Consider the following 25656-nt stretch of genomic DNA (forward strand, 5'->3'; position numbering starts at 1 on the left):
ATCGACGGCTACATCGCCACCGGACGCGCCAAGCGCCCCACCGCCGACAACGGCAAGGTCGGCGGACCGCTGACACAGGCGATGAGAAAAAAGATTGCCGATGGCGGCTTCGACACCCCCTACCGGCTAAGAAAGCAGATCGTGGAGGCGGTGTTCGGACAGATCAAGCAGGCGCGCGGCTTCCGCCAGTTCCTGTTGCGGGGCCTGGCAAACGTGCGTGCCGAATGGGCGATAATCTGCACCGCCCACAACCTCGTGAAGCTCGCTAACCTCGCAAGGCCCCCATGAGCGGGATTTCGTGTCGAAATGCGCCAACCAGAAAGCTATCTGGACGGGCTCCTAGAAAAGCCGCATTACGAAATGGTTACCAATCGGGTTAATGGTTTTGGGTAATTTGATACCTAAAAGTGCGGCATTAATGCCCACCCCATCTCACTTGTTCGTCACTTTATTGCCCGCTGGGGCGGGATATACCGCGCCCCAACGCCGTTCCGGCCCGTTTCGACACGTTCTCGCGAACCAGCGGTCGGGCGGTAAAAACAACATTAGATCGGCCCTGGGAACTCCGCTAGATAGCGAGCGTTTTCGGCGTGCTTCCTGGAAAGATCAGAAAGAAATGAAGTGCTGACACGTATTGTTGTTTCGATTGTTAAGGCGTGTACGCGGTTTGCTGTCCCTGTCGTCGTGTTCTCGCTGATTCTTGCGGTGGCGGCGGGCTATTACGCGGCCCGCAATTTCACGATCAATACGGACATCAACACGCTGATCTCGCCCCATCTCGACTGGCGCCAACGCGACATCCAGTTCGAGGAGGCCTTTGACCGCGACCGCCTGATTCTCGCCGTGGTGGATGCGCCGACCCCGGAGCTCACCAGCCTCGCCGCCAGGGCGCTGGCCGACAAGCTTACCGGCGACACCAAGCATTTCGAATCGGTCACGCCGCTCGGCTCCGGCGAATTCTTCGAGAAGAACGGGCTTCTGTTCCTGCCAACCGAGGAGGTCGCGCAGGTCACCGGCGAGCTCGAATCCGGCGCGCCCCTGATCGAGATCATGGCTGGCGATCCCTCGATCCGCGGCCTCACCGGTGCGCTCGAGACCGGCCTCGCCGGCATCAAGCGCGGACAGGCCAAGCTCGAGAACGCCGCGCGGCCCTTCAACCTGATCTCGCAGACGGTCGAGGATGTCCTCAGCAACAAGGAAAATCCGACCTTCTCCTGGCGCGAGCTCACCAGCGACAAGCCGCTGACCGATTCGGACAAGCGTGCCTTCATCGAGTTCAAGCCGGTGCTTGACTATCAGGCGCTGGAGCCGGGCAAGGCGGCCACCGATACGATCCGGCAGGCAGCCGCCGACCTGAAATTCGCAAGTGAATACGGCGCGCGCGTCCGCCTCACCGGGCCGGTGCCGATTGCAAATGAGGAATATGCCACCGTCCAGGACGGCGCCGTCATCAACGGCATCGGCACCGTGCTGATCGTGCTGGTGATCCTGTGGCTCGCGCTGCACTCGGCCAAGATCATCTTCGCCGTGTTCCTGAACCTGTTCATCGGACTTGCGATCACCACCGCCGTCGGCCTGATGATGGTCGGCTCGCTCAATCTGTTGTCGATCGCCTTTGCCGTGCTGTTCGTGGGCCTGGGCGTCGATTTCGGCATCCAGTTCAGCGTCCGCTACCGCTCCGAACGCTTCAAGAACGACAACCTGACCTTGGCGCTGGAGAATGCGGCGCGGCGCTCGGCGGTGCCGCTCTCGCTTGCGGCGATGGCGACCGCTGCTGGCTTCCTGTGCTTCCTGCCGACCGACTACAAGGGCATTTCCGAGCTCGGCAAGATCGCCGGCGCCGGCATGCTGATCGCATTCCTCACCAGCATCACCACGCTGCCGGCGCTGTTGGACCTGCTCAATCCGCCCGGCGAGAAAGAGCCGGTCGGCTACGCGTTCCTCGCACCCGTCGACCACTTCCTGGAGAAGCATCGCGTCGCCATCATCATCTGCACGCTTGCAGTCGTGATCGCCGGCCTGCCGCTGCTCTACTACATGAAGTTCGATTTCAACCCGATCAACCTGCGCAACTCGCAGGTCGAATCGATCGCGACCTTCCTCGATTTGAGGCGCGACCCGAACACCGGCGCCAATGCGATCAACGTGATGACGCATTCGGAAGCAGACGCCAGGAAGATCGAGGAGAGGCTGGAGAAGCTGCCGGAAGTGCTGAGCGTCCGCTCGCTCGACAGCTTCGTGCCGACCGATCAGCCCGCCAAGCTGAAGCTGATCGCGCAGGCGGCGAAGACGCTCAATCCGGCGCTCAATCCGGATTCGATCGATGCGCCGCCGAGCGACCAGGAGAATGTCGAGTCCCTGAAGAGTTCGGCCGACAACCTCCGCAAGACCGCCGGCGACATCAAGAACGCGGGCGCGGTGGCCGCGCGCCGGCTTGCGGACGCGCTGACCAAGCTCGCCGATTCGAATCAGGCGACGCGCGACAAGGCGCAGCACGTCTTCGTTTCGCCGCTCAAGGTGGTGCTCGATCAGCTCAAGGACATGCTGCAGGCCCAGACCGTCACCCTGAAGTCGCTACCTGAGGACCTGGTGCGCGAATGGAGGGCCAAGGACGGGGTGATACGGGTCGAGGCCCTGCCAAAGGGCGATCCGAACGACAACGACACGCTGCGCAAGTTCGCGGCAGCCGTGCTCGCAGCCGAGCCGACCGCGATCGGCGGCCCGGTCTCGATCCTGAAATCAGGCGATACCGTGGTAAGGGCGTTCATCCACGCCGGCATCTGGGCGCTGATCGTGATCAGCCTGTTGCTCTGGCTGACGCTACGGCGCGTCACCGATGTGCTGCTTACGATCGTGCCGCTGCTGGTCGCGGGCGCCGTGACGCTGGAGATCTGCGTGCTGATTGGGCTGCCGCTCAACTTCGCCAACATCGTGGCGCTGCCGCTGTTGCTCGGCGTCGGCGTCGCCTTCAAGATCTATTACGTCACCGCCTGGCGTCAGGGCAGAACGAATTTGCTGCAATCGAGCCTGACGCGGGCCATCTTTTTCAGCGCGCTGACGACGGCTACCGCGTTCGGCAGCCTGTGGCTTTCGAGTCACCCGGGGACCGCGAGCATGGGTAAATTGCTCGCGCTGTCGCTGGTCACGACTCTCGCCGCGGTGCTGCTGTTCCAGCCGGCCCTAATGGGTAAACCCCGTGACGTCCGGAAGGAGGCAGATATCGCCGACGACGTCACCTGATTGCCCGGTAGTTGCCTGCTTCTGGCCTGCTTGTTGTTTGGACGACGCGGCCGGCGCGGTGCCAGGAGCCGAACTCACCGAGCCCGTGGTCCTGGGCGGCATCTGAGAGGCTGCTTGCGGTGCAGACGGCGCTGCACCTTTGGGCGCGGTGCCCTTCGCCATGCTGTTGGCAGGGTTGGAGGGAATCGGAGGGCCAACGCGGGTCCAGGTCTCGCCGCCGCACAGAAAGCCCAGCACGCAGCCTTGAATCTCGAGCTTGTCAGAACCAATTGGCTTGATCGTAGAGCTGTAGAGCTGTCCGTCCTTGGCATTATAGACTTGCCCCTCCCACGCATCTGTGCCCGTCTTCTTCTTCATGTCGATCAGGATCGGCATGCCGAGCGTCGGCCGGCTTTGCTTCGCGGAATCCGGATTATGCGTGTCCTTGCCGCCAGGGACTTTCTCCCAGGCAACTGCACCCCAGATGCTACCGTTGCATTGAGCAACCCTGATATGGGCGACGCCGTCAGCTACGCGCCAGTCGCCGGTGGGGTCCCCGGCCAGCGCCGGCACCAATGTGCTCGCCAAAACGAATCCCGAGTATGCTATGGTGCGCGCGAGCTTGGGTGGGCAGTGCAACATGGTCTTACCTGTGCTTAAGTGGAAGAGCCAAAGCTTGGGGGCAAAACGCCGCATTCGGCGTTTTGAGTTGACGAAATGACCATCAACCGACGTATGTAGCCAATGCTAAGCTCAAATCTAGACGTTTCCGAGATGTTTGTGGAGCGCCAGGCGCAGCGCAGTTCCCTGCACGCGCGCTACTTGAATGAGCAGCTTGTACGCGTGCTCAAAACCATCGGCTATGACGTCGGCTTTCAAAAAGGGCAAGGCCAATATCTCTTCGATCGTGAAGGGGCACGTTATCTCGACCTACTCAGCGGATTTGGCGTTTTTGCGATCGGCCGCAATCACCCGGCGCTGCGCCAGGCCTTGAAGAGCGTGCTGGATGCCGACCTGCCCAACCTCGTGCAGCTCGACGTGTCCACGCTCGCGGGCATCCTCGCCGAGCGCCTGCTTGAGCATGTGCCATATCTGGACAAGGTATTCTTCTCCAATTCGGGCGCCGAGACGGTAGAAGCCGCCATCAAGTTTGCGCGTGGCGCAACCGGCCGTCCCGGCATCGTGTCCTGCTCGCATTCGTTTCACGGATTGTCCTACGGCGCGCTGTCGCTGATGGACGATGCGAATTTCCGCTCCGGCTTCGAGCCGCTGCTGCCCGGCTGCACCCAGATTCCGTTCAACGATCTTGCCGCGCTCGAGCAGGCGCTGTCGTCGCGCCAGGTCGCGGCCTTCATCGTCGAGCCGATCCAGGGCAAGGGCGTCAACATGCCCTCGGACGAATTCCTCCCGGGTGCCGCGGCGCTGTGTCGGAAATACGGCACACTGTTCGTCGCCGATGAGATTCAGACCGGCGTCGGCCGCACCGGCAAGTTCCTCGCCGTCGAGCACTGGAATGTCGAGCCCGACATGGTGCTGCTCGCCAAGGCGCTGTCGGGGGGACATGTCCCGGTCGGCGCGCTGCTGACGCGCAAGAGCATCTTCGACAAGATCTTCAACCAGATGGATCGCGCCGTCGTGCACGGCTCGACATTTTCGAAGAACGATCTCGCGATGGCCGCGGGCATCGCGACGCTCGACGTTATCAAGGCCGAGAAGCTGGTCGAGCAGGCCGCAAAGCGCGGCGCCGAGCTCCGCCTCGCGCTGACGCGGATGGTCCCGGGCTACGAGCTGATGAAGGAAGTCCGCGGCAAGGGATTGATGATCGGCATCGAGTTCGGCCCGCCGAAGTCGCTGCGCCTGCGCGCGTCCTGGAACGTGCTGGAGACCGCCAACAAGGGCCTGTTCTGCCAGCTCATCACCGTGCCGCTGTTCAAGGACCACAAGATCCTCACCCAGGTCGCCGGCCACGGCAGCCACACCATCAAGCTCCTGCCGCCGCTCATCCTCACCGAGGACGATTGCACCTGGATCGAAAAGGCCTTCGACACCGTGATCGCCGGCAGCCACAAGGTCCCCGGCGCGATCTGGTCGCTCGGCAAGACGCTGGTCGACAACGCGGTGCGCAAGTCGGCCTGATCAGAGCCTGCGGCTTTCGTAGCCCGGATGAAGCGAAGCGCAATCGGGGTCATGGCTCCGCGCGAACTGGTTTCCCGGATTACGCTTCGCTTCATCCGGGCTACAATTTTCGACCGACATCAATGACCTGGGAGCAGATGAATGCACATCACGGGCGGCTGTCATTGCGGAGCCATCCGCTACGAGGCTGAAGGTGAAGCCCTTACCCACGCCCTCTGCCACTGCACGGATTGCAGACGTCACGCCGGCGCGCCGATGGTCGGCTGGACGATGTATCCCGTCGATGCGGTCAAGGTGACGCAAGGGCAGCCCAAGGTCTACGCATCGTCCGAACATGGCCGCCGGCACTTTTGCGCGAACTGCGGCACCGGTCTTTTCTACGTCAATGAGCAGATGTTGCCCGGGATCATTGATGTTCAGAGCGGAACCTATGATGATCCTGACGTCGTGCCGGCTGCTATTCACGTCCAGGTCGCGGAGCGGATTGGATGGATGGAACGCGCGCACGAGCTGCCGGTGTTTGACCGATATCCGCCGCAGCCATAGTTGCCCACAACGATCCGTAGCCCGGATGGAGCGAAGCGCAATCCGGGGTATGTCGCCGCTTGCGACGTCGTTCCCGGATTGCGCTTCGCTCCATCCGGGCTACGAAGCTTCCTTATTCGTCCGCATCGCCGTCTCGAACTTGTCGCCGAACTCGGCAAGTTCATCGGCGCCGAGGTCGCTGACGGCCCAGAAGTTCAGTCCGTGATCGCTCCAGTGGCGGATGTTGAAGCCCTGCCGCATGCTCGTCGTGGCGGCGTGACGCTCGGTATCTGATGTCTGCGCGACGAACAGATTGATGACGTGCTGGCGCCTTCGGTAGACCACGGCGCCGATCGGGCGGGCGTCGACATAGTCGAGCCGGCCGCCGATCAGGGTGAAGCCCTTGGCGGTGAGGTCCAGCACAGGTGGAGCGACGTCGAGCCTGCCGTTGAACCACGGCTTGACCGTGTGCTGGTCGGTGGAAAGCACGTCGGTGAGATGGCCGGCCTGCAGCGACCGCAGGTGGGCTGAGACCAATTCCGACTGGATGCGGGCGTCGTCGTCATTGCGCAGGATGACCGCGATGAGCCCGGTCGCTGCCATCGCGGAGACCGCCGATCCCAGTGCGAAGCCGCGCAGCACCGCGCGGCGGCTTGGCGCGGCCTTCGGCTGCGGCAGCGCGGCCTCGATGCGCCGGCGCAGCTCGGGCGGCGCGGTGTAGCTTGCACCCTTGTCCGCGATCATGCGGCTCATCGCGCGATAGTCTTTCGCCAGCTCCGCGCAGCGCGGGCAGCCCGCGATGTGATCCTCGACCTCGCGCGCGTGTCCCGCGTCGAGCTCGCCGTCGATCAGCGCCTGAAGCAGCACCTCGGCTTCCTCGCAGGTCATTTTACTTGCTCCTGTTCCGCAAGCCACGCCGAGCGCAGCATCGCGCGGGCGCGCGCAAGGCGCGACATCACGGTGCCGACGGGAACGGCTGCAACATCGGCGATCTCGCGGTACGAAAGGTTCTGGATTTCCCGGAGCACGAAGGTCTCGCGAAACGGTTCGGCAAGCGCCGCGATCAGCCGGCGAATTGATGCGGAATCCTTCTCGCGCAGCATCTGCGCTTCCGGCGTCTCCGGCGCCTCGTGCCAGAGCGGTGTTGCCTCCGCACTGTCAGCGACATCCTCGGTCGCGCCGGTCTGGGTGCCCGCGCGCCGCGCATATTCTGCACGGCAGACATTACGCAGGATCGCGAACAACCAAGGCCTCATCGCCGGTCCGCGATAGCTGTCGAAATGCTTGTAGGCGCGCAGGAAACATTCCTGCACCGCATCTTCGGCATCGCTGGCGTCGCGCAGGAGATAGCGAGCCAGTGTATAGGCATCGTCAAGATAAGGCAGTGCGGCCTCGCGAAAGCGCCGCGCCTTCTCGGGATCTTCCTCCGACGCTTTCATCGCCTCATGCCCGGTTTGTGCGGCGAATGTCTTGGCCCGGCCGGAAAGGGTCTGCCGGCCGGGCATGGTTGCGCTGGCTGAGATTGGCAATTTACTCGACCCGGATCATGCCTGTCATGTGCGGGTGAAGCGAACAAAAATATTTGTACTCGCCGGCCGCCGTAAAGGTGAATGAAAAGCTATCGTCGGTGTCCATGGTTTTTGACCTGAATTTTCCGGCACACACCACCGTGTGCGGAATGTCGTCGCGATTGGTCCAGGTGACGGTCGTGCCGACCTTCAAGTCGAGCTGCGCGGGCTGGAAGACGAAATTGTCGATATGCACTTCCGTATCGGCGGCACGCGCAGTGGTGGCCGGGAGCAGCATGGCCGCGGCGACGGCGATGCCGAAGTCGCGGCGATTGATCGTGCTCATGAACCTGTTCCTCTTCAGCCCTGCAGCGGCGTGTCGATGATGGCGAGGCGCTCCTGCCCCTGCTTGAAGTTGACGCTGGCGATGCCGAGCAGGCTGCGGAGCCTGGCATCCTCGACCTTCATCGGGCCGGGCGAGGGCGCAGTGCCCGGCGCCGGCTGCGGGAAGGCGGTTGAGCGCGCGGTGTGGAAGGTGACGTTGCCTTCGACCTTCTGCATCACCTGGTGGATGTGCCCGTTCAGCACCGTCACGGAGCCGAAGCCCTTCACATATTCCAGCGCGCGTGCGCCGTCCTCGGTGCCCCAGCCCCAGGTCGGATAGACGGTCCACAGCGGGATGTGGGCGAACAGCACGATCGGGGTCGATTTCGAGCGGCCCTTCAGATCGTTCTCGAGCCATTCGAGCTGCTCGGCGCCGAGATTGCCCAGGCCTCCGGCCTTGAGGTCGACGACGTTGACGAGGCCGACGAAGTGCACGCCGCCGGCGTCGAACGAATACCAGCCGGCGCCCCTGGTGCCGCGGCCGTAGCGCTCCTTGTAGAGCTTGACCTCCTCGTCGATAAGATCGTGCTCGCCCGGCACGTAATGCACGTCGAGCTTGGCCTGCGAGATGACGCGCTCGGCATTGTCGAACTCGGCGGCCTTCGACAGATGCGTGATGTCGCCGGTGTGGATCATGAAGGATGGCTTCGCCGGCATGGCGCTGATCTTGCCAATCGCCTCTTCCAGCGTGCCGAGCGCGTTCGGATTGGCCGCCTTGTCGAAGCCGACATGGCTGTCGCTGATCTGCAGGAAGGTCATGCCAGAGGACTCGGCCGCTTGCGCCGAGCCGACCATGCCGAGCGAGCGCGGTACGCCGCCCGCCACCGTCCAGAGCACGCCGGTGCCCGCCCAGGTCATGCACTCGAGCACTTTGCGGCGGCTGACGCCGCGCTCTTCATCCCTGTTGTCGTGATCGAACCCGCTCATCGCAGTTCTCCATGCGCCCGTAATTGGGCCTGCGGAGACGTGATCGAGCGAGGGGAGGGGTTATTCCCGGCGGCAGCGGTCTATCGGCATGGGGTGATGACGATCTCGTGAGCTGGCGTGACGCAAGCTGGACGAAGGCCAGGTAGTTGGCGGCAAGGATGGCCGCCATCCTGGCGCCCAGTTCCTCCCCGACGGTGATCGAAACTAGGTCGTGCCGCCGCGCTTTCGTCCCGCGCGCAAGAGGTGAAGCCCGTCATGTCGAGACCAGCAATCGCGTTTGTGTTGGCACTGGCCGCGACCGCCGCCAACGCGCAAGATACCAAGTCTGGACAATCGCACACGCCGGCCGTTGCCAGCGAGAGTGGAACACGGCCGTTCCTATTTGATGGACGAATGCGAGGTGATGGCGTCCGGCAGGGAGCGCTCGCGAACGATCATCACCCCAACGCTGGCGCCATCGTCGTGCCACCTAAAGCAAGCCAGCCTGGGCGCGAACGATGAGTCCGTGCTGTGGCCACTGCGGATTCCTGGAGCATGATTCGGAAAAGTGGAGACCGGTTTTTGCCCTGCGTGCAGTGAGCGGGCTTCATCGTTCCGATCGCGCGAATTCCCGCAAGGCTTGCAACAGCATTGGCGGCGCTTCCTGCGCCACGCAATGGCCGATGCCCTCGAAATTCCGCTTGCTGGCATGGGGAATGAGCGAGACGGCCCGCGACGCCATCTCCTTGTAGATCGGCCAGGATTTTTCGGCCGTGGCCACGCGCACGGGGCAGTCGATTGCGGCGAGCCATTCGAAAGGATTGCCGCGCGTATCTCCGGCGTAGACCTGCTCCATGGCCTCGAAGATCGGGCGCAGGATCGCCGACTCGATTTCGGGCGTACAACGAAGCCTTACCCGTCCGTTCTCGAGGGGTGCAAAGGCATGCCTGATATAGGCCCAGAGCGAAGTGTCAGACCAATCCGCAAATGCGGGCGCGGCGCGATAGCGTGTGAACACCGCGTCAAGACTGTCGAACTCCGCCTGGCGGCGCAGGGCGCCTTGCACCGCGGAGGTTGCCTGCTCGCTCAACCCAGTCACGCCGTCGCGCGCGGCGCGCGGATCCATGACGGTCGGCTCCATCACGAACAGACGTGCGAAGCGCCCCGGCAGCAGTTTTGCGGCTAGCAGCAGGTCGGTGGCGCCTGCGCTGTGGCCGATCCCGTAGATGTCGTGCAGGCCGAGCTCTTCGAGGACCCGGCACACGTCCTGCGCATAGTCCTGAAAGTGATAGCAGTTGGCCGCGGGCTTGTGGCTGTCGCCGTGGCCGCGGCGATCGAGCGCATACACTGTGTAGTCAGATGCAAGATCGTGCGCGACCTCATCCCAGACATTGGCCATGAAACCAGTGCCGTGGAGCAGAAGTGCGGGCGGCCGGTGCGAGCCTTCCTCGGCCCATCGCACCAGCGCAATGCGCGTATCTGCAGACCCGATCGAGAGGCGGCGCTGACTGACCATGCGGCTACCGACGCGAATCTTCCAATATCATCGCAGCCGCCTTCTCCGCGATCATCGCGGTCGGTGTGTTGGTATTGCCCGAGGTGATCGTCGGCATCACCGAAGCGTCGGCGACGCGAAGGCCCGCAATGCCGTGGAAGCGCAGGCGTTCGTCGACCACGGCCATCGGATCGTTCGCCGTGCCCATCTTCGCGGTGCCGACGGGGTGGAAGATCGTGGTGCCGATATCGCCGGCGGCCTTTGCGAGCGATGCATCGTCGTCGCCGACGGAAGGGCCGGGGAGGAATTCCTCGGGCCGGTATTGCGCGAGCGTCTTCTGCTTCATCAGGCGGCGGGTGGTGCGGATTGCGTCGGCCGCGACCTGGCGGTCTTCGTCGGTCGAAAGATAATTCGGCGCGATCGACGGCTTCTCGTCAGGCTGGGCCGAGCGGATGCGGACGGTGCCGCGCGAGGTTGGCTGCAGGTTGCAGGCGCTCACAGTGATCGCGGGAAAGCGGTGCAGGGGATCGCCGAACTTGTCGAGCGACAGCGGCTGCACGTGGAACTGGATATTGGCGCGCTCGCGACGCGGGTCAGAGCGGGTGAAGATGCCGAGCTGCGACGGCGCCATGGTCAGGGGACCGCGGCGGCGCAGCGCATAGTCGAGGCCCATCAGGCCGCGGCGGAACAGCGAGTAGTAGGTTTCGTTCAGCGTGCGCACGCCAGTGACCTTGTAGATCGCGCGCTGCTGCAGATGGTCCTGCAGGTTGCGTCCGACGCCCGGCTTGTCGAGCGCGACATCAATCCCGAGCGGTGCGAGCCAGTCGGCAGGCCCGATGCCGGAGCGCTGCAGCACCTGCACCGATCCGATCGCACCGGCGGTCAGGATCACTTCTCCCTTGGTGCGGGCCTCGATGGTCTCGTTGCCGCGGATGAAGCGCACGCCGACGGCCCGGCCCTGTTCGACGATCAGGCGATCGACCAGCACGTTCTTTTCCAGCCTCAGGTTCGGCCGGTGCAATGCGGGCTTCAGGAAGCCGCGCGCGGAAGACCAGCGGCGGCCGCGCTTCTGGTTGACGTGGAAGTAGCTCACGCCTTCGTTGTCGCCGGTGTTGAAATCGGGAATGCGTTTGATGCCCATTTCTTCCGCGGCATCGCCGACGGCGTCCAGGACTTTCCAGGACAGTCGCGGTGCCTCGATGCGCCAGCCGCCACCACTGCCATGGTCCTCGCTCGGCCCGAGGAAATGATCCTCGAGCCCACGGAATACCGGCCGCACGTCGTCATAGCCCCAGCCGGCAAGGCCGAGCTGACGCCAGTGATCGTAATCGGCGGCCTGTCCGCGCATCGAGATCATGGCGTTGATCGCCGAGCAGCCGCCGATCACCTTTCCACGAGGGTAGGCGAGCGCGCGGCCGTTGAGGCCCGGCTCCGCCTCGGTCTTGAACATCCAGTCGGAGCGCGGATTGCCGATCGCGAAGAGATAGCCGACCGGGATGTGAAACCAGATCCAGTTGTCGTTGCTGCCGGCTTCCAGCACCAGCACGCGCTTTGAGGGATCGGCCGAGAGCCGGTTGGCCATGATGCAGCCGGCGGTGCCGGCGCCGACGACGATATAGTCGAAATCACCCTCGAGCTTTCCAGGCATTCTCTTGCTTTCCACCCGTCCGCGGCCGCGTTGTCCGAAAATGTTCCAGGCATCCACGCATCTGCTGTCCTAATAGTCAGACGTGGGCCGGCGGGACAAGTCCAGCCATGACGGCTGGGCATGGGCGGCCGGGCGCGGCTGTTGGGTGGACCGCAGCTTGCATGGTAGAAAGGTACACAGACGTTTGAATCACAGATCCGAGAAGTGCCATGCCCATTGTCAACCGCGTCGCCGATCTGCAGCCCGCCATCCAGGCCTGGCGGCGGGAAATCCATGAACATCCCGAGCTGATGTATGACACCCATCGCACTGCAGCATTCGTCGCCGAGCGGCTGCGCGAATTCGGCTGCGACGAGGTCGCGACGGGGCTCGGCCGCACCGGTGTGGTTGGCGTCATCAAGGGCAAGAAACCCGCCGGCAATGGCGAGACCAGGGTGATCGGGCTGCGGGCCGACATGGATGCGCTGCCGATCGTGGAGGAGACCAATCTGCCCTACGCTTCCAAGACGCCGGGCAAGATGCACGCCTGCGGCCATGACGGGCACACCGCGATGCTGTTGGGCGCCGCCCGCTACCTCGCCGAGACCCGCAATTTCTCTGGCAATGCGGTCGTGATCTTCCAGCCGGCCGAAGAGGGCGGCGCCGGTGCTGCCGCGATGATCAAGGACGGGCTGATGGAACGGTTCGGCATCGAGCAGGTCTACGGCATGCACAACGGCCCCGGGATCCCCGTCGGCTCGTTCGCCATCCGGACCGGCCCGATCATGGCGGCAACGGACTCGATCGACATCAGGATCGAAGGTGTCGGCGGCCATGCCGCGCGGCCGCATAAATGCATCGACAGCGTGCTGGTCGGCGCGCAATTGATCACGGCGCTGCAGTCGATCGTCTCACGCACCGTCGATCCGCTGGATTCGGCCGTCATCTCGATCTGCGAATTCCACGCGGGCAATGCTCGCAATGTGATTCCGCACACCGCCGAGCTGCGCGGCACGGTGCGCACGCTGACTCCAGAGGTGCGTGCATTGGTCGAGAAGCGCGTGCATGAGGTGGTCGCCGGCGTCGCGCAGATGACCGGCGCGTGGATCAACGTCACCTATGAGCGCGGCTATCCCGTCGTCGTCAACCACGCGGCAGAGACCGAGTTCGCGACCAGGATCGCCAGGGAAATCGCCGGCGAGAACAACGTCCACGAAATGCCGCCGATGATGGGCGCGGAGGATTTCGCCTACATGCTGGAAGCGCGCCCCGGCGCCTTCATCTTCTGCGGCAACGGCGACAGCGCCGGCCTGCATCACCCCGCCTACAACTTCAACGACGAAGCGATCGTCTACGGCTCGTCCTACTGGATCAAGCTGGTGGAGAACACGCTCGCGGCGTGACTTCTGCCCGGCCGTCATTGCGAGGAGCGAAGCGACGAAGCAATCCATGTCTCAGCGAGTGGAGACGTGGATTGCTTCGCTGCGCTCGCAATGACGGTGTAGTTGCCGCGGTCCTCGCGCTAAGTCCAAAAACAAAAAGGCCCGCGCATCGCGCGGGCCTTTGTCGTTAGATAGCTCAGCCACTCACAACACGTTCGCGAACAGCACGTAGAGCGAAGCCGACAGCATGATCGCAGCCGGCAGCGTCAGCACCCATGCCATCACCAAGTTGCGGATGGTCGCGATCTGCAGGCCCGAGCCATTGGCGGCCATGGCGCCGGCGACGCCGGACGACAGCACATGCGTGGTGGACACCGGCAGGCCGAAATTATCGGCCGCGAAGATCGTGCCGGCGGCGACGAGCTCTGCGGAGGCGCCCTGCGCGTAGGTCAGGTGGGTCTTGCCGATCTTTTCGCCGACCGTGATCACGATCCGCTTCCAGCCGATCATGGTGCCGAGGCCCAGCGCGATTGCGACCGCGATCTTCACCCAGGTCGGGATGAACTTGGTCGCGCTGTCGAGCGATGCCTTGTAGGCATTCAGCGTCGCGATATCTTCCTTGCTGAGGTCGCTCTCCTTGTCCTTCATCAGGAAGCGGATCGCTTCGGAGATCAGGTACATGTCGTTGCGCGTATTGCCGACGACGTCAGCCGGCACCTTGTTCAGCGAGCCGTACCTCGCTACCTGGTCGCTGACATCTTTTACCAGCACCGCGAGCGAGGGGAAGGTGCCCTCAGTGAGGTGGTGCAGCGAGATGTACTGCGTCACGGCCGGACGGGGATCGCCGATGATGCTGTGGCCGGCACCCTTCGCCGCGATCACCTTGGAGGCGGCCTCCGAGTTCTGCTGGAACTGGGCGACCATGGATTCCGGCAGCGCGCGGTTCAGCGCATAGGCAGTCGGCACGGTGCCGATCAGGATCAGCATGATCAGGCCCATGCCCTTCTGCCCGTCATTGGAGCCGTGCGCGAAGCTGACGCCGGTGCAGGTCAGGATCAAGAGGCCGCGGATCCAGAGCGGGGGCGCCTTGTTGCCTTCGGGCGCGGCATAGAGCGCGGGATTGCGCACGATCATCTTGAGCAGGAGCAAGAGCAGCGCGGCGCAGACGAAGCCGACCAGCGGCGACAGCAAGAGCGCATAGCCGATCTCGGTGGCCTTGCTCCAGTCGACGCCGGAGGTGCCGTCGCGGCCGCGCATCAGCGCATTGGCGATGCCGACGCCGATGATCGAGCCGATCAGCGTGTGCGAGGAGGAGGCGGGCAGGCCGAAATACCAGGTGCCGAGATTCCAGATAATCGCCGCGATCAGCAGTGCAAACACCATGGCGAAGCCGGCGCTGGAGCCGACCTGCAGGATCAGTTCGACCGGCAACAGCGATATGATGCCGAATGCGACCGCGCCGCTCGAGAACAGCACTCCGAGGAAGTTGAAGAGGCCCGACCACATCACCGCGACCTCGGCGGGCAGCGAATGGGTGTAGATCACGGTGGCGACCGCGTTGGCGGTGTCGTGGAAGCCGTTGACGAACTCAAAGCCGAGCGCAATCAGGAGCGCGACGAACAGCAGAAGGAAAGGCACCAACGTGGTGACGCGGGTACCCGAGGCCTGGACGTCGGTATAGATGCTGTAGGCGACGAACAGCAGCCCCGCCGCGAGGACGCCGAAGAAGAGGATCATCGTCAGCGGATTGAAGCCTTTGTCGAGATTTGGTCTTGAAGCCGGCTGGATCGGCCTTTCTTCGCGTGCTGATGAATTGAGTGCAAAATCGGTCATTCTGACGCCCCGTCAAAATACAGGAGGAGTCCCTTAGTTTTGACCCATTGACTTGAAGGTTAGATGACAGCCGTAGTTTGAGCGAATCACGTATCGCTACGGTGCGCGAATGCTGCACCGATGATGGCCGGTCACGCGTACGAATGTTGACTATTCAGATGGCAGAGCAGGCGTACCGCGAAGCCTCCGAAGTGGAAGCGGTCGCGCGCTGCCTGACGCCGGGGCTGTGGCGTCGCGGCAGCGCGCCGACCTCATGGGAACGTCATTGGCGTGAACAAGACGCCCCAAACTCCCCCTGTAATAGGGGAGTATCGACGATCAATGTAAGGTTGTAAATAGATATCAGTCTTATCAACGGCTTGATATTTGCAGGCTATGTATGTCGCCGTGCTCATGCTGCGGCCTGCGCGCGCTTCCTCAATAGTTCCGCCGCGATCTTCAGATCCTCGACAAAGCGTTGATATTCCCGCGCTTTCGCATCCTCATCGGGCAGCCGCAGCAGATAGGAGGGGTGCACCGTCACCAGCGCCTTGACGCCGTCGGCGAGATCGATCAGGCGGCCGCGGTTCTTATTGATCGGCGTGAGCTTGTTGAACACGCATTGGGCGGCGGTCGCGCCCATCGCCACCACCAGGTCCGGTTTGATCGATGCGAGTTCCCGCTCATACCATCGGCGGCAGGCCTTGATCTCCGGCGTATTCGGCTTCTGGTGCAGGCGGATCTTGCCGCGGGCTAAGAATTTGAAATGTTTCACCGCATTGGTGACGTAGACTTTCTTGCGGTCGATGCCGGCCTCGTCGAGCGCGCGGTCGAGCATCTGGCCGGCGGGACCGACGAACGGCTTTCCGGCCAGATCTTCCTTGTCGCCCGGCTGCTCGCCGACCAGCATCACCTGCGCGCTTTGCGGACCTTCGCCGAACACGGTCTGGGTCGCTTGCTTATAGAGATGGCAGGCGCGGCAATCCGCGGCTTCCTCCCGCAGCGCGCTCAGGCGGTCGGCGGCGCGGCGGATCATGTCCGGTTCCGGCGTGTGCGGTTCGGTTTCGGCATAGTCCGTCGCGCTCCCTGAGGCGTCGGCGCTTTCGCTTTCGACCTTAATCGTCAAAGCCTCCGGCAGGTTCCTCGATTTCTTCGCGGCGAGCCGGGCCGGGTTGAAGATGGTGGCGTAATAATGCTGCCAGATCTCCTCCAGCCGATTGCCTGCGGGCATCCCGGCCTCGCTGACGCCTGGCGTGATCGACACCGCATGTCCATTCCAATGCGCGCAGACATCCGATGTGAGGATCGACCAGGGCATGTCGGCAAAGCGGCTCGCGAAGAAGGGCGCGGCCAGTTCCACGACATGATGCTGCGGCTCGAACCAGGCGACGAAATGCGAATTGTGCTCGCGCCCGATCTCGCGGAAGCGGATCGACGTCCGCATCCGCTGTACCTCGTGATGCACGGCCTTCGCCATCGCATGGATATGCGCGACCTCGGGATCGTCGGCGATGTCGAGCAGGTCATGGTCGCGGCGCAGGCGCCACAACAGGCGATAGAGCAGGGCAAAGCGCTCGGCATCGCGATGCAGGATCGCGGTTTTCGCCAACTCGACGAATTTGGCCGGCACATTGAACGTGCCATGCGGCGGCTCGAGCGGCGTTTCGGTCGTCGCTGTTTCCGGCAGATCGGGCCCGCGGCCGCGCACGGTCCAGGTCACGTCATCCGGCGTCACGTCGTTCAATACCAGCGCCCGCGCCGCCGTGCGCCAGCCGTCGAAATCAGTCTCGCTGCCCAGGATGATGTGGTGCATGGCACTTATTCTTCCTCCCGTCATGCCCGGGCTTGACCAGGCCATGAAGGCCCTCATCAATCCCATTGATTTCACTTACAAATTTATCCCGTTACCAATCCGATTGACTCCTCCCGCGCAGTTGGCTTTATATTAGAACATACCATGAACGAATGAGCCAGCTTCTGGTTTCTCTTCGGAAGCGAGGCCCCGACATCTTCCTAAGGAGCGGCGCATGACCAGCGCACGCCTGAGCACGCTTGCGTCCCTGCGCGGGCGCATCGAACGCATTGAGACATCCAATGAAGCGCATGCGCTGCAGCGGATCGCGCTGGGCCATGCCGGCGCCGATGCCATGCTCAAGGGCGGCCTTGCGAGAGCCGCGGTGCACGAGGTGTTTGCCGAGGGGCGCCAGGGCGCGTCCGCCACCGGCTTCATCGCAGGGCTCGCCGGGCGTCTTGCCGCGCGAAAGCCGCTGGTCTGGGTGCGGCAGGATTTTTCCGAAATCGAATCCGGCGCACTGTCGATGAACGGCCTGTCCGAGCTCGGCCTGGATCCGCGCCTTCTCGTCACGGTGCGCGCCGCCGACATCGACAATGCGCTGCGCACCACGGCCGATGCGCTCGCCTGCGACGCGCTTGGCGCCGTCATCATGGAGGTCTGGGGCGATGCGCGGCAGCTCGATCTGGTCGCGAGCCGCAAACTGACGCTTGCCTCGCAATCATCGGGCGTTCCCGCGCTGCTGCTCCGCCTGGCGGCAACGCCGCTTCCATCCACCGCGGAAACCAGATGGATCGTGCGTGCGGCGCATTCACCGCCGGGCGCCAGTTGGAGCGCGTGGGGCGCGCCTCTGTTCGATGCGCAGCTCGTTCGCAATCGTCATGGCCCGGTCGGGCGATGGATCATGGAATGGAAATGTGATGAGTGCCTTTTCAGCGAACCGTCGGCGTATCCTCAGCCTGTGGCTGCCGCGCCTGCCCATCGATCGGATCGAGCGGCAACTGGCGCGCACCGCCTCGCCAGTTGAAACGGCATCGCCGCGAATTCCCACCTCTCCCCAACGGGGAGAGGTCGACTTGCACATGACCATGTGCAAGTCGGGTGAGGGGGCTCAGGTCCCACGAGAGACCGGGCCCCTCACCCGGATCGCATCTAACGATGCGATCCGACCTCTCCCTATGGGAGAGGTGAAGAAAGAGACCCCCAGCGTCGTCGTCATCAAGGAGCACAACGCGCTGGTGATCCACTCCCTCGACGACATCGCCGTGCGAAGCGGCCTGTCGATCGGTCTGCCATTGGCCAATGCCCGCGCGATCTGTCCGGAACTGACGGTCTATGATGCCGACGAGGCCGCCGATGCCAAGACGCTCAACGACATCGCCGACTGGTGCGACCGCTTCACGCCTCTGGTGGCGCTCGATCCGCCCTCAGGTCTCTTCCTCGATATCACCGGCTGCGCCCATCTGTTCGGCGGCGAGCGTGCGATGCTGCAGATCATCTGCGGCGCCCTGGCGAGGCGCGGCTTTGCCGTCAGCGGTGCGATCGCGGCCACCTCGGTCTGCGCGCGCACGCTGACGCGGCATTCGTCAGGCAGGATCATCGAGGATGGTGCGGAAACTGACGCCGTCGCCCCGTTACCGATCTCGGCTCTGGGAGCCGATGACGCCATCACCAAGGGCCTGCGCCGCGCCGGCTTGAAGACCATCGGCGATGTCGCTGCCCGCACGCGCCATGAGATCACGGCGCGCTTTGGTGCAGCCTTCACCACGCGGCTCGAGCATGCGCTGGGGCAGGGCGATGCCCCGATCAGCCCGCGCAAGCCATTGCCGGATTACATCGTCGAAAAGCGTTTTCCCGAGCCGGTCACGACCGAGCCCATGATCGCGATGACGCTGCAGAACCTCGCCCGGATGCTGGTTCAGGCGATGGACAAGCAGGGCAAGGGCGCGCGGAAGCTGGAAGCAGCCTTCTTCCGCACCGACGGCGCGGTGCGCACGCTTGCCGTCGAGACCGGACGCGCTGTGACCAAACCCGAAGTGATCGACCGCCTGTTCCGCGAGCGGCTCGACGCGCTCAGCGATCCCCTCGATCCCGGCTTCGGCTTCGACCTGATCCGCCTGTCCGCCAGCCGTACCGAGATCGTGGTGCAGCAGCAGCGCGATCTCGACGCCCATGTCCACGACAATGACGAGCTTGCCGCGCTGATCGACCGCATCGCCGCCCGCATCGGGGGCAAGCGCGTGGTCGTGCATCTGCCGGAGGATACCCATATCCCCGAGCGCGCGGCGCTTGCCGCCTCTGCACAGCATCATCTGGCCGCGGCCTCGCATGCCGTCTGGCCCGCGCGCGCCGAAGGCGAGCCGCCACTGCGTCCGCTGCGACTGTTCGAAAGGCCGGAGCCGATCAAGGTGCCGTTCGCCACCGTGCCGGACGGACCGCCGCATCGCTTCACCTGGCGTCGCGCCACGCATCAGGTGGTGCGGGTCGAGGGTCCTGAGCGCATCGCCATGGAATGGTGGCAGCGGGATGGGAAGGTGCTGACGCGTGACTATTTCCGCGTTGAGGACGAGCAGGGCCTGCGATTCTGGATCTTTCGCGATGGTCTTTACGACAGCGAATTGGCCGACGAAGACGGCAAGCCCGTTCCTGCCAACTGGTTCGTGCATGGGCTGTTCGCATGAAGCCTGAACCCGACTATGCCGAGATCGGCATATCAAGCAATTTCTCCTTTCTGCGCGGCGGATCGGATCCGCGCGCCTATGTGCATCAGGCGAGCATTCTCCGCATCCCCGTGATCGGACTTGCCGATCACAACACGCTCGCCGGCGTGGTGCGCGCCTACAAGGAACTCGAAAACTCGGAAGTGACGCACCCGCCAAAGCTGCTGATCGGTTCGCGCATCGTCTTCATGGACGGCACGCCCGATATCCTGGTCTATCCGCGCGACCGCGCGGCTTATGGTCGGCTGTGCCAGCTCCTCACCCGCGGCAAGCGGGGCGATGACATCGAGCGGATCGAAAAGGGCGAATGTCATCTGAAGCTGAACGACCTCCTGGAATTCGCCGAAGGCCAGCTCCTGGTGCTGTCATTGCCGCATCGCTTCGAGATGGCGAAGGCGCTCGATCTGCTCGCGCGGCTGAAGACAAGCCGCACTGATGGCGTGTGGCTTGCCGCAAGCCTGCTCTATCGCGGCGACGACCGGCGCCGCCTGGCGCGATTGCACCACGTTGCGACCAAAGCCGGCGTGCCGCTGCTCGCGACCAACGAAGTGCTCTATCACCATCCCGCGCGCCGTCCCCTGCAGGACGTGCTCACCTGTATCAGGGAGAAGACGACGATCGACGCGATCGGCAAAAAGCTGGAAGCCAATGCCGAGCGGCATCTGAAACCCGCGCACGAGATGGCGCGGCTGTTTCGCGATTTTCCTGACGCGATCGCAGAGACCATGCGCTTTGCCGACCGCATCACCTTCTCGCTCGACCAGCTCAAATATCAATATCCTGATGAGCCGGTGCCGCCGGGCAAGACCGCGCAGCAGCATCTCGAAGACCTGACCTGGGCCGGCGTCATCAAGTATTTCGGCGGTGATATTCCCGACCAACTCCGCGCTACCTTGCACAAGGAGCTCGCGCTGATCGCCGAGCTGAAATACGCGCATTACTTCCTGACCGTGCACGACATCGTCCGTTACGCGCGCAGCCAGGGCATTCTGTGTCAGGGGCGGGGATCGGCGGCGAATTCGGCGGTGTGTTACGTACTCGGCATCACCTCGGTCGATCCGACCAAGGTCGATCTCCTGTTCGAACGCTTCATCTCCAAGGAGCGGCTGGAGCCGCCCGACATCGATGTCGATTTCGAGCATTCGCGGCGCGAGGAGGTGATGCAATATGTCTACCGCCGCTATGGCCGCCACCGCGCCGCCATCATCGCGACCGTCATCCATTATCGTCCGCGCAGCGCGATCCGCGACGTCGGCAAGGCGCTGGGATTGACGGAGGATGTCACCGCCGCGCTCGCCGATACCGTCTGGGGAAGCTGGGGCAAGGGCCTCAACGACATGCAGGTGCGACAGGCGGGGCTGGACCCGAAGAACGCGATGATCGGGCTCGCGGTCGAACTCGCCACCGAGCTGATCGAATTCCCGCGCCACCTCTCGCAGCATGTCGGCGGCTATGTGCTGACGCAGGACCGGCTCGATACCTATGTGCCGATCGGCAATGCCGCGATGGATGACCGCACCTTCATCGAATGGGACAAGGACGACGTCGATGCGCTCAACATGATGAAGGTCGACGTGCTGGCGCTGGGCATGCTGACCTGCATCCGCAAGAGCTTTGACCTGATCGCCGATCACAAGGGCGAGCGCTGGGAGCTTGCGACCGTTCCGCAGAACGACAAAAGAGTCTACGACATGCTTTGTCGCGGTGAATCGCTCGGCGTCTTTCAGGTCGAAAGCCGCGCGCAGATGAACATGCTGCCGCGGCTGAAGCCGCGGACCTTCTATGATCTGGTCATCGAGGTCGCGATCGTGCGCCCGGGGCCGATCCAGGGCGACATGGTGCATCCCTATCTGCGCCGGCGAAACGGCCAGGAGAAGGTGACCTATCCATCGCCATCGCCGGAGCATGGCGATGCGGACGAACTCTACCGCGTGCTGCACAAGACTCTCGGCGTACCCTTGTTTCAGGAACAGGCGATGCGGATCGCGATCGAGGCGGCGCATTTCACTTCCGAAGAGGCCAACGGCCTGCGTCGTTCGATGGCGACGTTCCGCAACCTCGGCACCATCGGCAAGTACGAAGACAAGCTGATCGGCAACATGGTCGCGCGCGGCTACAATGGCGAATTCGCCAGAAGCTGCTTCGACCAGATCAAGGGTTTCGGCTCCTACGGCTTCCCGGAAAGCCATGCCGCAAGCTTCGCGCAACTCGTCTATATCTCCTCCTGGCTCAAGCGTCATCATCCCGACGCCTTCTGCTGCGCGCTGCTCAACTCCCAGCCGATGGGCTTTTATGCTCCCGCGCAGATCGTCGGCGACGCCCGCAAGAACGGCGTCGAGGTCCGCGAGGTCGATGTGTCCTATAGCTTCGCCCAGAACACGCTGGAGGAGGGCACCGGCAAACATTGCGCCGTCCGCCTCGGTTTCCGCCAGATCGATGGTTTCAACTGGAAAGACCTGGACGAGGAGAGGCTGAAACAGCAGCAGGCGTTATTTCGGCAGGTGCTTGCGCCCCCTCTCCCGCTTGCGGGAGAGGGTCGGGGTGAGGGTGTCTCCGCGGGCGAGAACCTTCGTGTGGAGAAAGCCCTCACCCGGATCGCATCTAGTGATGCGATCCGACCTCTCCCGCAAGCGGGAGAGGTGGAGTTGGTCGCCCCGATGTCACCGCAAGCTCCCACCTCTCCCCAGCGGGGAGAGGTCGACTTGCACATGTGCAAGTCGGGTGAGGGGGCTCAGGTCCCACGAGAGACCGCGCCCCTCACCCGGCGCTCCGCGCCGACCTCTCCCTATGGGAGAGGTGAAGAAGCCAACGACTGGGCCGATCGCATCGTCGCGGCGCGGCAGCGGCGTCCCTTCACCTCGCTGGAGGACTTCGCCCGCGACACCGGCTTGCCCAAGCGCGCGCTGATCCTGCTCGCGGACGCCGATGCCTTCCGCTCGATCGGGCTCGATCGTCGCGCAGCGCTCTGGGCGGTGCGGCGGCTGCCCGACGACGTGCCATTGCCTCTGTTCGAAGCCGCGATCGCGCGCGAGCAGCCAGACGAGAACGCAAAACCATTGCCGCAGATGCCGCGGCAGGAACAGGTGGTCGCCGACTATCAGACCATTCGCCTGTCACTGAAGGGCCATCCGATGGAGTTCTTGCGAGAGAAATTTGCAAAAGAGCGCGTCCTGCCCTGCAGGGAGATCTGCCATCGCAACGATCGCCGCCGCGTCCGCTGCGCCGGCGTGGTGCTGGTGCGGCAGCGCCCGGGCAGCGCCAAGGGCGTGGTGTTCATGACGCTGGAGGACGAGACCGGGATCGCCAATATCGTGGTGTGGCCGAAGGTGATGGAGCAATACCGGAAGGAAGTGATGGGTGCGCGGCTGATCCTGGTCGAAGGCTATATCCAGAGCAGTCCGGAGGAGGTGACCCACCTGGTCGCGCAGCGCATGATCGACCGCTCCTACGACCTCATCGGCCTTTCCAACGACGCGTTCAGCGCAAAGCCGGCCATGCCCGCCGGCCCCGCTTTGGTCGAACCCCTCAACGACGACCGCCGCGACCACGGCGAAAACTCCCCGCAAAGAATCCGCCACCCCCGCAACGTCCGTATCCTGCCGCCGTCACGCGATTTCCATTGAATCCCGCCGCCGTCATTCCGGGGCGCGCCAACGGGTCCGCGCAAGGCGCGGCTCGATGACAGGCTCCGCGAGAACCCGGAATCCATTTCGCAACGCACTCGGCGTTGGCGGTTTAGTCTCGAAGGTTTAGCATGTCGAAAGTCAGTGCCGTTGTGGCTGCCTGGACTATCGTTGATTTGCAACGGGCGGGAGCTGACAATGAAGACGATCTTGGTACCGACCCAAAATACCCCGGCCATGACATCCACGCTCGAAACGGCGGTGCTGCTCGCGCGGCGCACCGGGGCTTATATCGAGGGTGTTCCACTGTGGTTCGGCGCGCCGGAGTTTGTCGTGGCGGGGCTGGCCAGCAGCTATTCCATGGAAGCCTACCGGGTGCGGCGCGAAGCGGAGGCGGTAGGGGAGCGCGAGCTTTTCGAGACCTTCATGCAGCAGCACGGTGTTGCCGCTGCGAAAACGACCGCGGACCGACCTTGGTTTAGCTGGTTTGCCGAAGTGCCGCCGGGCGAGACCCTCGTCGGTAGCCATGGCCGTGCGTTCGATGTGATCGTGATGAGCAGGCCGTCTGCTGGTACGGACCCTCTCTATAGGCGAGCGATCGAGTCGGGACTGTTCGAAAGCGGCCGGCCCGTTCTGCTGTCGCCGCCATCAGCTCCAAAACAGGTCGCGACCAACATCATGATCCACTGGAATGGCAGCACCGAGCAGGCTCGCGCCAACGCTTTGGCGATGCCGCTTTTGCGCCTGGCCGGACGCGTGACAGTGTTGAGTGTCATTGGCGGACAGGATGTGCCGGGTCCATCAGCCGATCAGGTGCGCAAGCAGTTGCGATACAACGGCATTGCCGCCGAGCCCATGAGCATTGAACTGAACGGTCGCAGCACCGGCGAAGCAGTCCTCGCCGCGGCGAGGTCAGAAGGCTGCGATCTGTTGATCAAGGGAGCCTTCACCAGGACCAGGCTGCGGCAAATGATTTTCGGCGGCGCGACCAGCCACATCATGGAGCACGCGGACCTGCCGCTATTGATGGCGCATTAGTCGTGAACGGGCCAATTTTTTGCCATTGACGGGACAAGGTCCCCCAATGAGTTCAGCGCCTTCATCCAACGCTTCCGTACAATTTACGGCTCGTGTGGAGCGCGAAGCCTTCTGCCGCAGATCAACGATGGAACGAGCAAGCGACGTGCCAGCAATAGGATCACGCGCAATGAACGCGCGATGAACTGGTGCGTCATAATGTAGCGTCATTCGCTCAACACTGTTCCGACTCGCAGGGAACCTACCTGTGGAGGGAACAAACATGCGGCGTTTTCGATTCATCGTCGGGCTCTTTGCTGCGCTCGTCATTCCACCTGTCGCCCAAGCCCAAATCATCAGCATTACGGTCGCTCCACCGGAGCTCCCGGTCTACGAGCAACCGCCGCTTCCCGCGCCTGGGTACATTTGGACGCCCGGCTACTGGGCTTACGGCCCTGACGGATATTTCTGGGTTCCAGGCACCTGGGTGCACCCGCCGGCCGTTGGCTTGTTGTGGACACCCGGTTACTGGGCGTGGCGTGAGGGCGTCTACGCGTGGAACGCCGGTTATTGGGGGCCGCGTGTCGGCTTCTACGGTGGCGTCAACTATGGTTTCGGCTATGGCGGCGTCGGCTATGAAGGCGGCCACTGGGCCAATGGCGCGTTGGCCTATAACCGCACCGTCAATAATTTCGGCAGCGTCAACGTCACCAACGTCTACAGCACGACCGTGACCAACAACAACATCACGCGCGTCAGTTTCAACGGCGGCAGTGGCGGAATCACGACTCAGCCGACCGCGCAGGAGCGGGTTGCTGCGCAGGATCACCACGTTGCCCCTGCGCCCGCCCAGATCCAGCAGCAACACGTAGCGAGCTCGAACAGAGCGTTGCTCGCCTCCGAAAACCACGGCCGCCCGGCAATCGCTGCGACAGCCAAGCCGGGCGAGTTCACCGGCAAGGGCATTGTCGCTGCACGGGAAGCCAAACCGGGACCCGCGCCGCTGCCGCAGCCGGTCGCGCCTGCGAACAATGCGGTCGCCAACAAGCCGCTCGAGAGCAAGCCGCTTGCGGCCACCCCGCCTGCCAATAAGCCTCTCGCGAACGATCCTTCCGCCGCAAACAAGCCAATTGAAAACAGGACATCTGCTGGCGCGGAGCACAATGCGGCGACCAACGGAGCGCTGCCCAAGTCGCCGAATGCGGCGGTCAGACCGGAAGCGAAGCCTCTGAATGCTACGGCGAAGCCGGCAAATGTTGCAGCTAAGCCGGTCGCCACTCCGCCGGCGCCAAAACCTGCCGCCGTTGCCGCGGCCCCGAAGCTGCCCCAGCATCCACCCGCTGCTCCAGCGCCACGCCAGGTTGCCGCTGCGTCGCATTCGGCGCCGCATCGCGCGCCCCATCCGCCGGCGGCAAAGCCGAATGTCTCGCCGCATAAAGAGGCGCACTAGGAGTCGTGCCCGCCGGACGCGACGTGGTTGAGTCCTCAACCACGATCGCCGTAAGTGTCC

General features: G+C 63.6%; 19 protein-coding genes. 10 read left to right on the top strand and 9 right to left on the bottom strand.

Annotation, left to right across the window (positions count from 1 at the left end; genetic code table 11):
• A partial coding sequence (locus K288_RS55055) for a transposase (RefSeq protein ID WP_043161487.1) occupies positions 1–288 on the top strand: 288 nt, incomplete at its 5' end.
• Between the two features lie 333 nt (positions 289–621).
• Positions 622–3240 (top strand): MMPL family transporter, encoded by a 2619-nt coding sequence (locus K288_RS0134575; protein ID WP_027583659.1) that lies wholly within the window; start codon positions 622–624, stop codon positions 3238–3240.
• Here the strand turns inward: K288_RS0134575 and K288_RS0134580 are convergent.
• On the bottom strand, positions 3181–3861 hold the full coding sequence (locus K288_RS0134580; RefSeq protein WP_051334892.1) for a DUF2147 domain-containing protein: 681 nt from the start codon (positions 3859–3861) through the stop codon (positions 3181–3183). The genes K288_RS0134575 and K288_RS0134580 overlap by 60 nt on opposite strands.
• Before the next feature lie 102 nt (positions 3862–3963).
• Here K288_RS0134580 and hpnO point away from each other — a divergent pair, with 102 nt between their 5' ends.
• The gene (gene hpnO, locus K288_RS0134585) at positions 3964–5355 is read left to right on the top strand and encodes an aminobacteriohopanetriol synthase HpnO (protein ID WP_027583661.1); all 1392 of its coding nucleotides are present in this window, start codon (positions 3964–3966) and stop codon (positions 5353–5355) included.
• A gap of 141 nt (positions 5356–5496) precedes the next feature.
• Complete coding sequence (locus tag K288_RS0134590) at positions 5497–5901, top strand: GFA family protein (RefSeq protein WP_027583662.1); 405 nt, start codon at positions 5497–5499, stop codon at positions 5899–5901.
• 99 nt (positions 5902–6000) lie between these two features.
• On the opposite strand, the gene K288_RS0134595 is transcribed toward K288_RS0134590, so the two are convergent.
• The 6 genes from K288_RS0134595 to K288_RS0134620 form a co-directional block, all read right to left on the bottom strand.
• Positions 6001–6768, bottom strand: coding sequence for an anti-sigma factor (locus tag K288_RS0134595; protein ID WP_027583663.1), 768 nt, complete (start codon positions 6766–6768; stop codon positions 6001–6003).
• Positions 6765–7319 (bottom strand): sigma-70 family RNA polymerase sigma factor, encoded by a 555-nt coding sequence (locus tag K288_RS0134600; protein WP_027583664.1) that lies wholly within the window; start codon positions 7317–7319, stop codon positions 6765–6767. The genes K288_RS0134595 and K288_RS0134600 overlap by 4 nt, the downstream gene beginning before the upstream one ends.
• 91 nt (positions 7320–7410) lie before the next feature.
• Entirely contained in the window at positions 7411–7734 is a 324-nt protein-coding gene (locus K288_RS0134605; RefSeq protein WP_027583665.1) for a cupredoxin family copper-binding protein, read from the bottom strand.
• A gap of 14 nt (positions 7735–7748) precedes the next feature.
• Entirely contained in the window at positions 7749–8699 is a 951-nt protein-coding gene (locus K288_RS0134610) for a metallophosphoesterase (RefSeq protein ID WP_027583666.1), read from the bottom strand.
• Between the two features lie 586 nt (positions 8700–9285).
• A complete protein-coding gene (locus K288_RS0134615; RefSeq protein WP_027583667.1) occupies positions 9286–10194 on the bottom strand; it encodes an alpha/beta hydrolase in 909 nt (302 codons plus the stop codon).
• Positions 10195–10198: 4 nt separating this feature from the next.
• On the bottom strand, positions 10199–11821 hold the full coding sequence (locus tag K288_RS0134620) for a GMC family oxidoreductase N-terminal domain-containing protein (protein WP_027583668.1): 1623 nt from the start codon (positions 11819–11821) through the stop codon (positions 10199–10201).
• A 209-nt stretch (positions 11822–12030) separates the two neighbouring features.
• On the opposite strand from K288_RS0134620, the gene K288_RS0134625 reads away from it, so the two are divergent.
• Entirely contained in the window at positions 12031–13203 is a 1173-nt protein-coding gene (locus tag K288_RS0134625; protein ID WP_027583669.1) for a M20 aminoacylase family protein, read from the top strand.
• 183 nt (positions 13204–13386) lie between these two features.
• Here the strand turns inward: K288_RS0134625 and K288_RS0134630 are convergent, their stop codons facing one another.
• Both K288_RS0134630 and K288_RS0134635 read right to left on the bottom strand, forming a co-directional pair.
• Positions 13387–15015 carry an inorganic phosphate transporter gene (locus K288_RS0134630; protein ID WP_027583670.1) on the bottom strand — a complete coding sequence of 543 codons (1629 nt, stop codon included), beginning with the start codon at positions 15013–15015 and terminating at the stop codon, positions 13387–13389.
• Positions 15016–15406: 391 nt separating this feature from the next.
• Positions 15407–16807: a UdgX family uracil-DNA binding protein gene (locus K288_RS0134635; RefSeq protein ID WP_027583671.1), complete on the bottom strand. Its 1401-nt coding sequence runs from the start codon at positions 16805–16807 to the stop codon at positions 15407–15409.
• Positions 16808–17021: 214 nt separating this feature from the next.
• On the opposite strand from K288_RS0134635, the gene K288_RS0134640 reads away from it, so the two are divergent.
• The 5 genes from K288_RS0134640 to K288_RS54305 all read left to right on the top strand — a co-directional run bounded on the left by K288_RS0134640 (position 17022) and on the right by K288_RS54305 (position 25596).
• Positions 17022–17813: a DNA repair protein gene (locus K288_RS0134640; RefSeq protein ID WP_027583672.1), complete on the top strand. Its 792-nt coding sequence runs from the start codon at positions 17022–17024 to the stop codon at positions 17811–17813.
• Between the two features lie 160 nt (positions 17814–17973).
• On the top strand, positions 17974–19467 hold the full coding sequence (locus K288_RS0134645) for a DNA polymerase Y family protein (protein WP_244443367.1): 1494 nt from the start codon (positions 17974–17976) through the stop codon (positions 19465–19467).
• The gene (locus tag K288_RS0134650) at positions 19464–23129 is read left to right on the top strand and encodes an error-prone DNA polymerase (RefSeq protein WP_027583674.1); all 3666 of its coding nucleotides are present in this window, start codon (positions 19464–19466) and stop codon (positions 23127–23129) included. Before K288_RS0134645 ends, K288_RS0134650 begins: the two co-directional genes overlap by 4 nt.
• 198 nt (positions 23130–23327) lie before the next feature.
• Positions 23328–24167 carry a universal stress protein gene (locus K288_RS0134655; protein ID WP_027583675.1) on the top strand — a complete coding sequence of 280 codons (840 nt, stop codon included), beginning with the start codon at positions 23328–23330 and terminating at the stop codon, positions 24165–24167.
• 262 nt (positions 24168–24429) lie between these two features.
• On the top strand, positions 24430–25596 hold the full coding sequence (locus tag K288_RS54305; RefSeq protein ID WP_051334891.1) for a YXWGXW repeat-containing protein: 1167 nt from the start codon (positions 24430–24432) through the stop codon (positions 25594–25596).
• Positions 25597–25656: the final 60 nt, after the last annotated feature.

This window comes from Bradyrhizobium sp. Ai1a-2 (assembly GCF_000426245.1).
In the GTDB taxonomy this organism is placed as follows: Bacteria; Pseudomonadota; Alphaproteobacteria; order Rhizobiales; family Xanthobacteraceae; genus Bradyrhizobium.

Coding starts and splice junctions, on each gene's coding strand:
- K288_RS0134610 (WP_027583666.1), bottom strand. CDS start 8,699: ATGAGCGGGTTCGATCACGACAACAGGGATGAAGAGCGCGGCGTCAGC.
- K288_RS0134580 (WP_051334892.1), bottom strand. CDS start 3,861: ATGTTGCACTGCCCACCCAAGCTCGCGCGCACCATAGCATACTCGGGA.
- K288_RS0134605 (WP_027583665.1), bottom strand. CDS start 7,734: ATGAGCACGATCAATCGCCGCGACTTCGGCATCGCCGTCGCCGCGGCC.
- K288_RS0134620 (WP_027583668.1), bottom strand. CDS start 11,821: ATGCCTGGAAAGCTCGAGGGTGATTTCGACTATATCGTCGTCGGCGCC.
- K288_RS0134655 (WP_027583675.1), top strand. CDS start 23,328: ATGAAGACGATCTTGGTACCGACCCAAAATACCCCGGCCATGACATCC.
- K288_RS0134635 (WP_027583671.1), bottom strand. CDS start 16,807: ATGCACCACATCATCCTGGGCAGCGAGACTGATTTCGACGGCTGGCGC.
- K288_RS0134640 (WP_027583672.1), top strand. CDS start 17,022: ATGACCAGCGCACGCCTGAGCACGCTTGCGTCCCTGCGCGGGCGCATC.
- K288_RS0134590 (WP_027583662.1), top strand. CDS start 5,497: ATGCACATCACGGGCGGCTGTCATTGCGGAGCCATCCGCTACGAGGCT.
- K288_RS0134600 (WP_027583664.1), bottom strand. CDS start 7,319: ATGAAAGCGTCGGAGGAAGATCCCGAGAAGGCGCGGCGCTTTCGCGAG.
- K288_RS0134615 (WP_027583667.1), bottom strand. CDS start 10,194: ATGGTCAGTCAGCGCCGCCTCTCGATCGGGTCTGCAGATACGCGCATT.
- K288_RS0134630 (WP_027583670.1), bottom strand. CDS start 15,015: ATGACCGATTTTGCACTCAATTCATCAGCACGCGAAGAAAGGCCGATC.
- K288_RS54305 (WP_051334891.1), top strand. CDS start 24,430: ATGCGGCGTTTTCGATTCATCGTCGGGCTCTTTGCTGCGCTCGTCATT.
- hpnO (WP_027583661.1), top strand. CDS start 3,964: ATGCTAAGCTCAAATCTAGACGTTTCCGAGATGTTTGTGGAGCGCCAG.
- K288_RS0134595 (WP_027583663.1), bottom strand. CDS start 6,768: ATGACCTGCGAGGAAGCCGAGGTGCTGCTTCAGGCGCTGATCGACGGC.
- K288_RS0134650 (WP_027583674.1), top strand. CDS start 19,464: ATGAAGCCTGAACCCGACTATGCCGAGATCGGCATATCAAGCAATTTC.
- K288_RS0134625 (WP_027583669.1), top strand. CDS start 12,031: ATGCCCATTGTCAACCGCGTCGCCGATCTGCAGCCCGCCATCCAGGCC.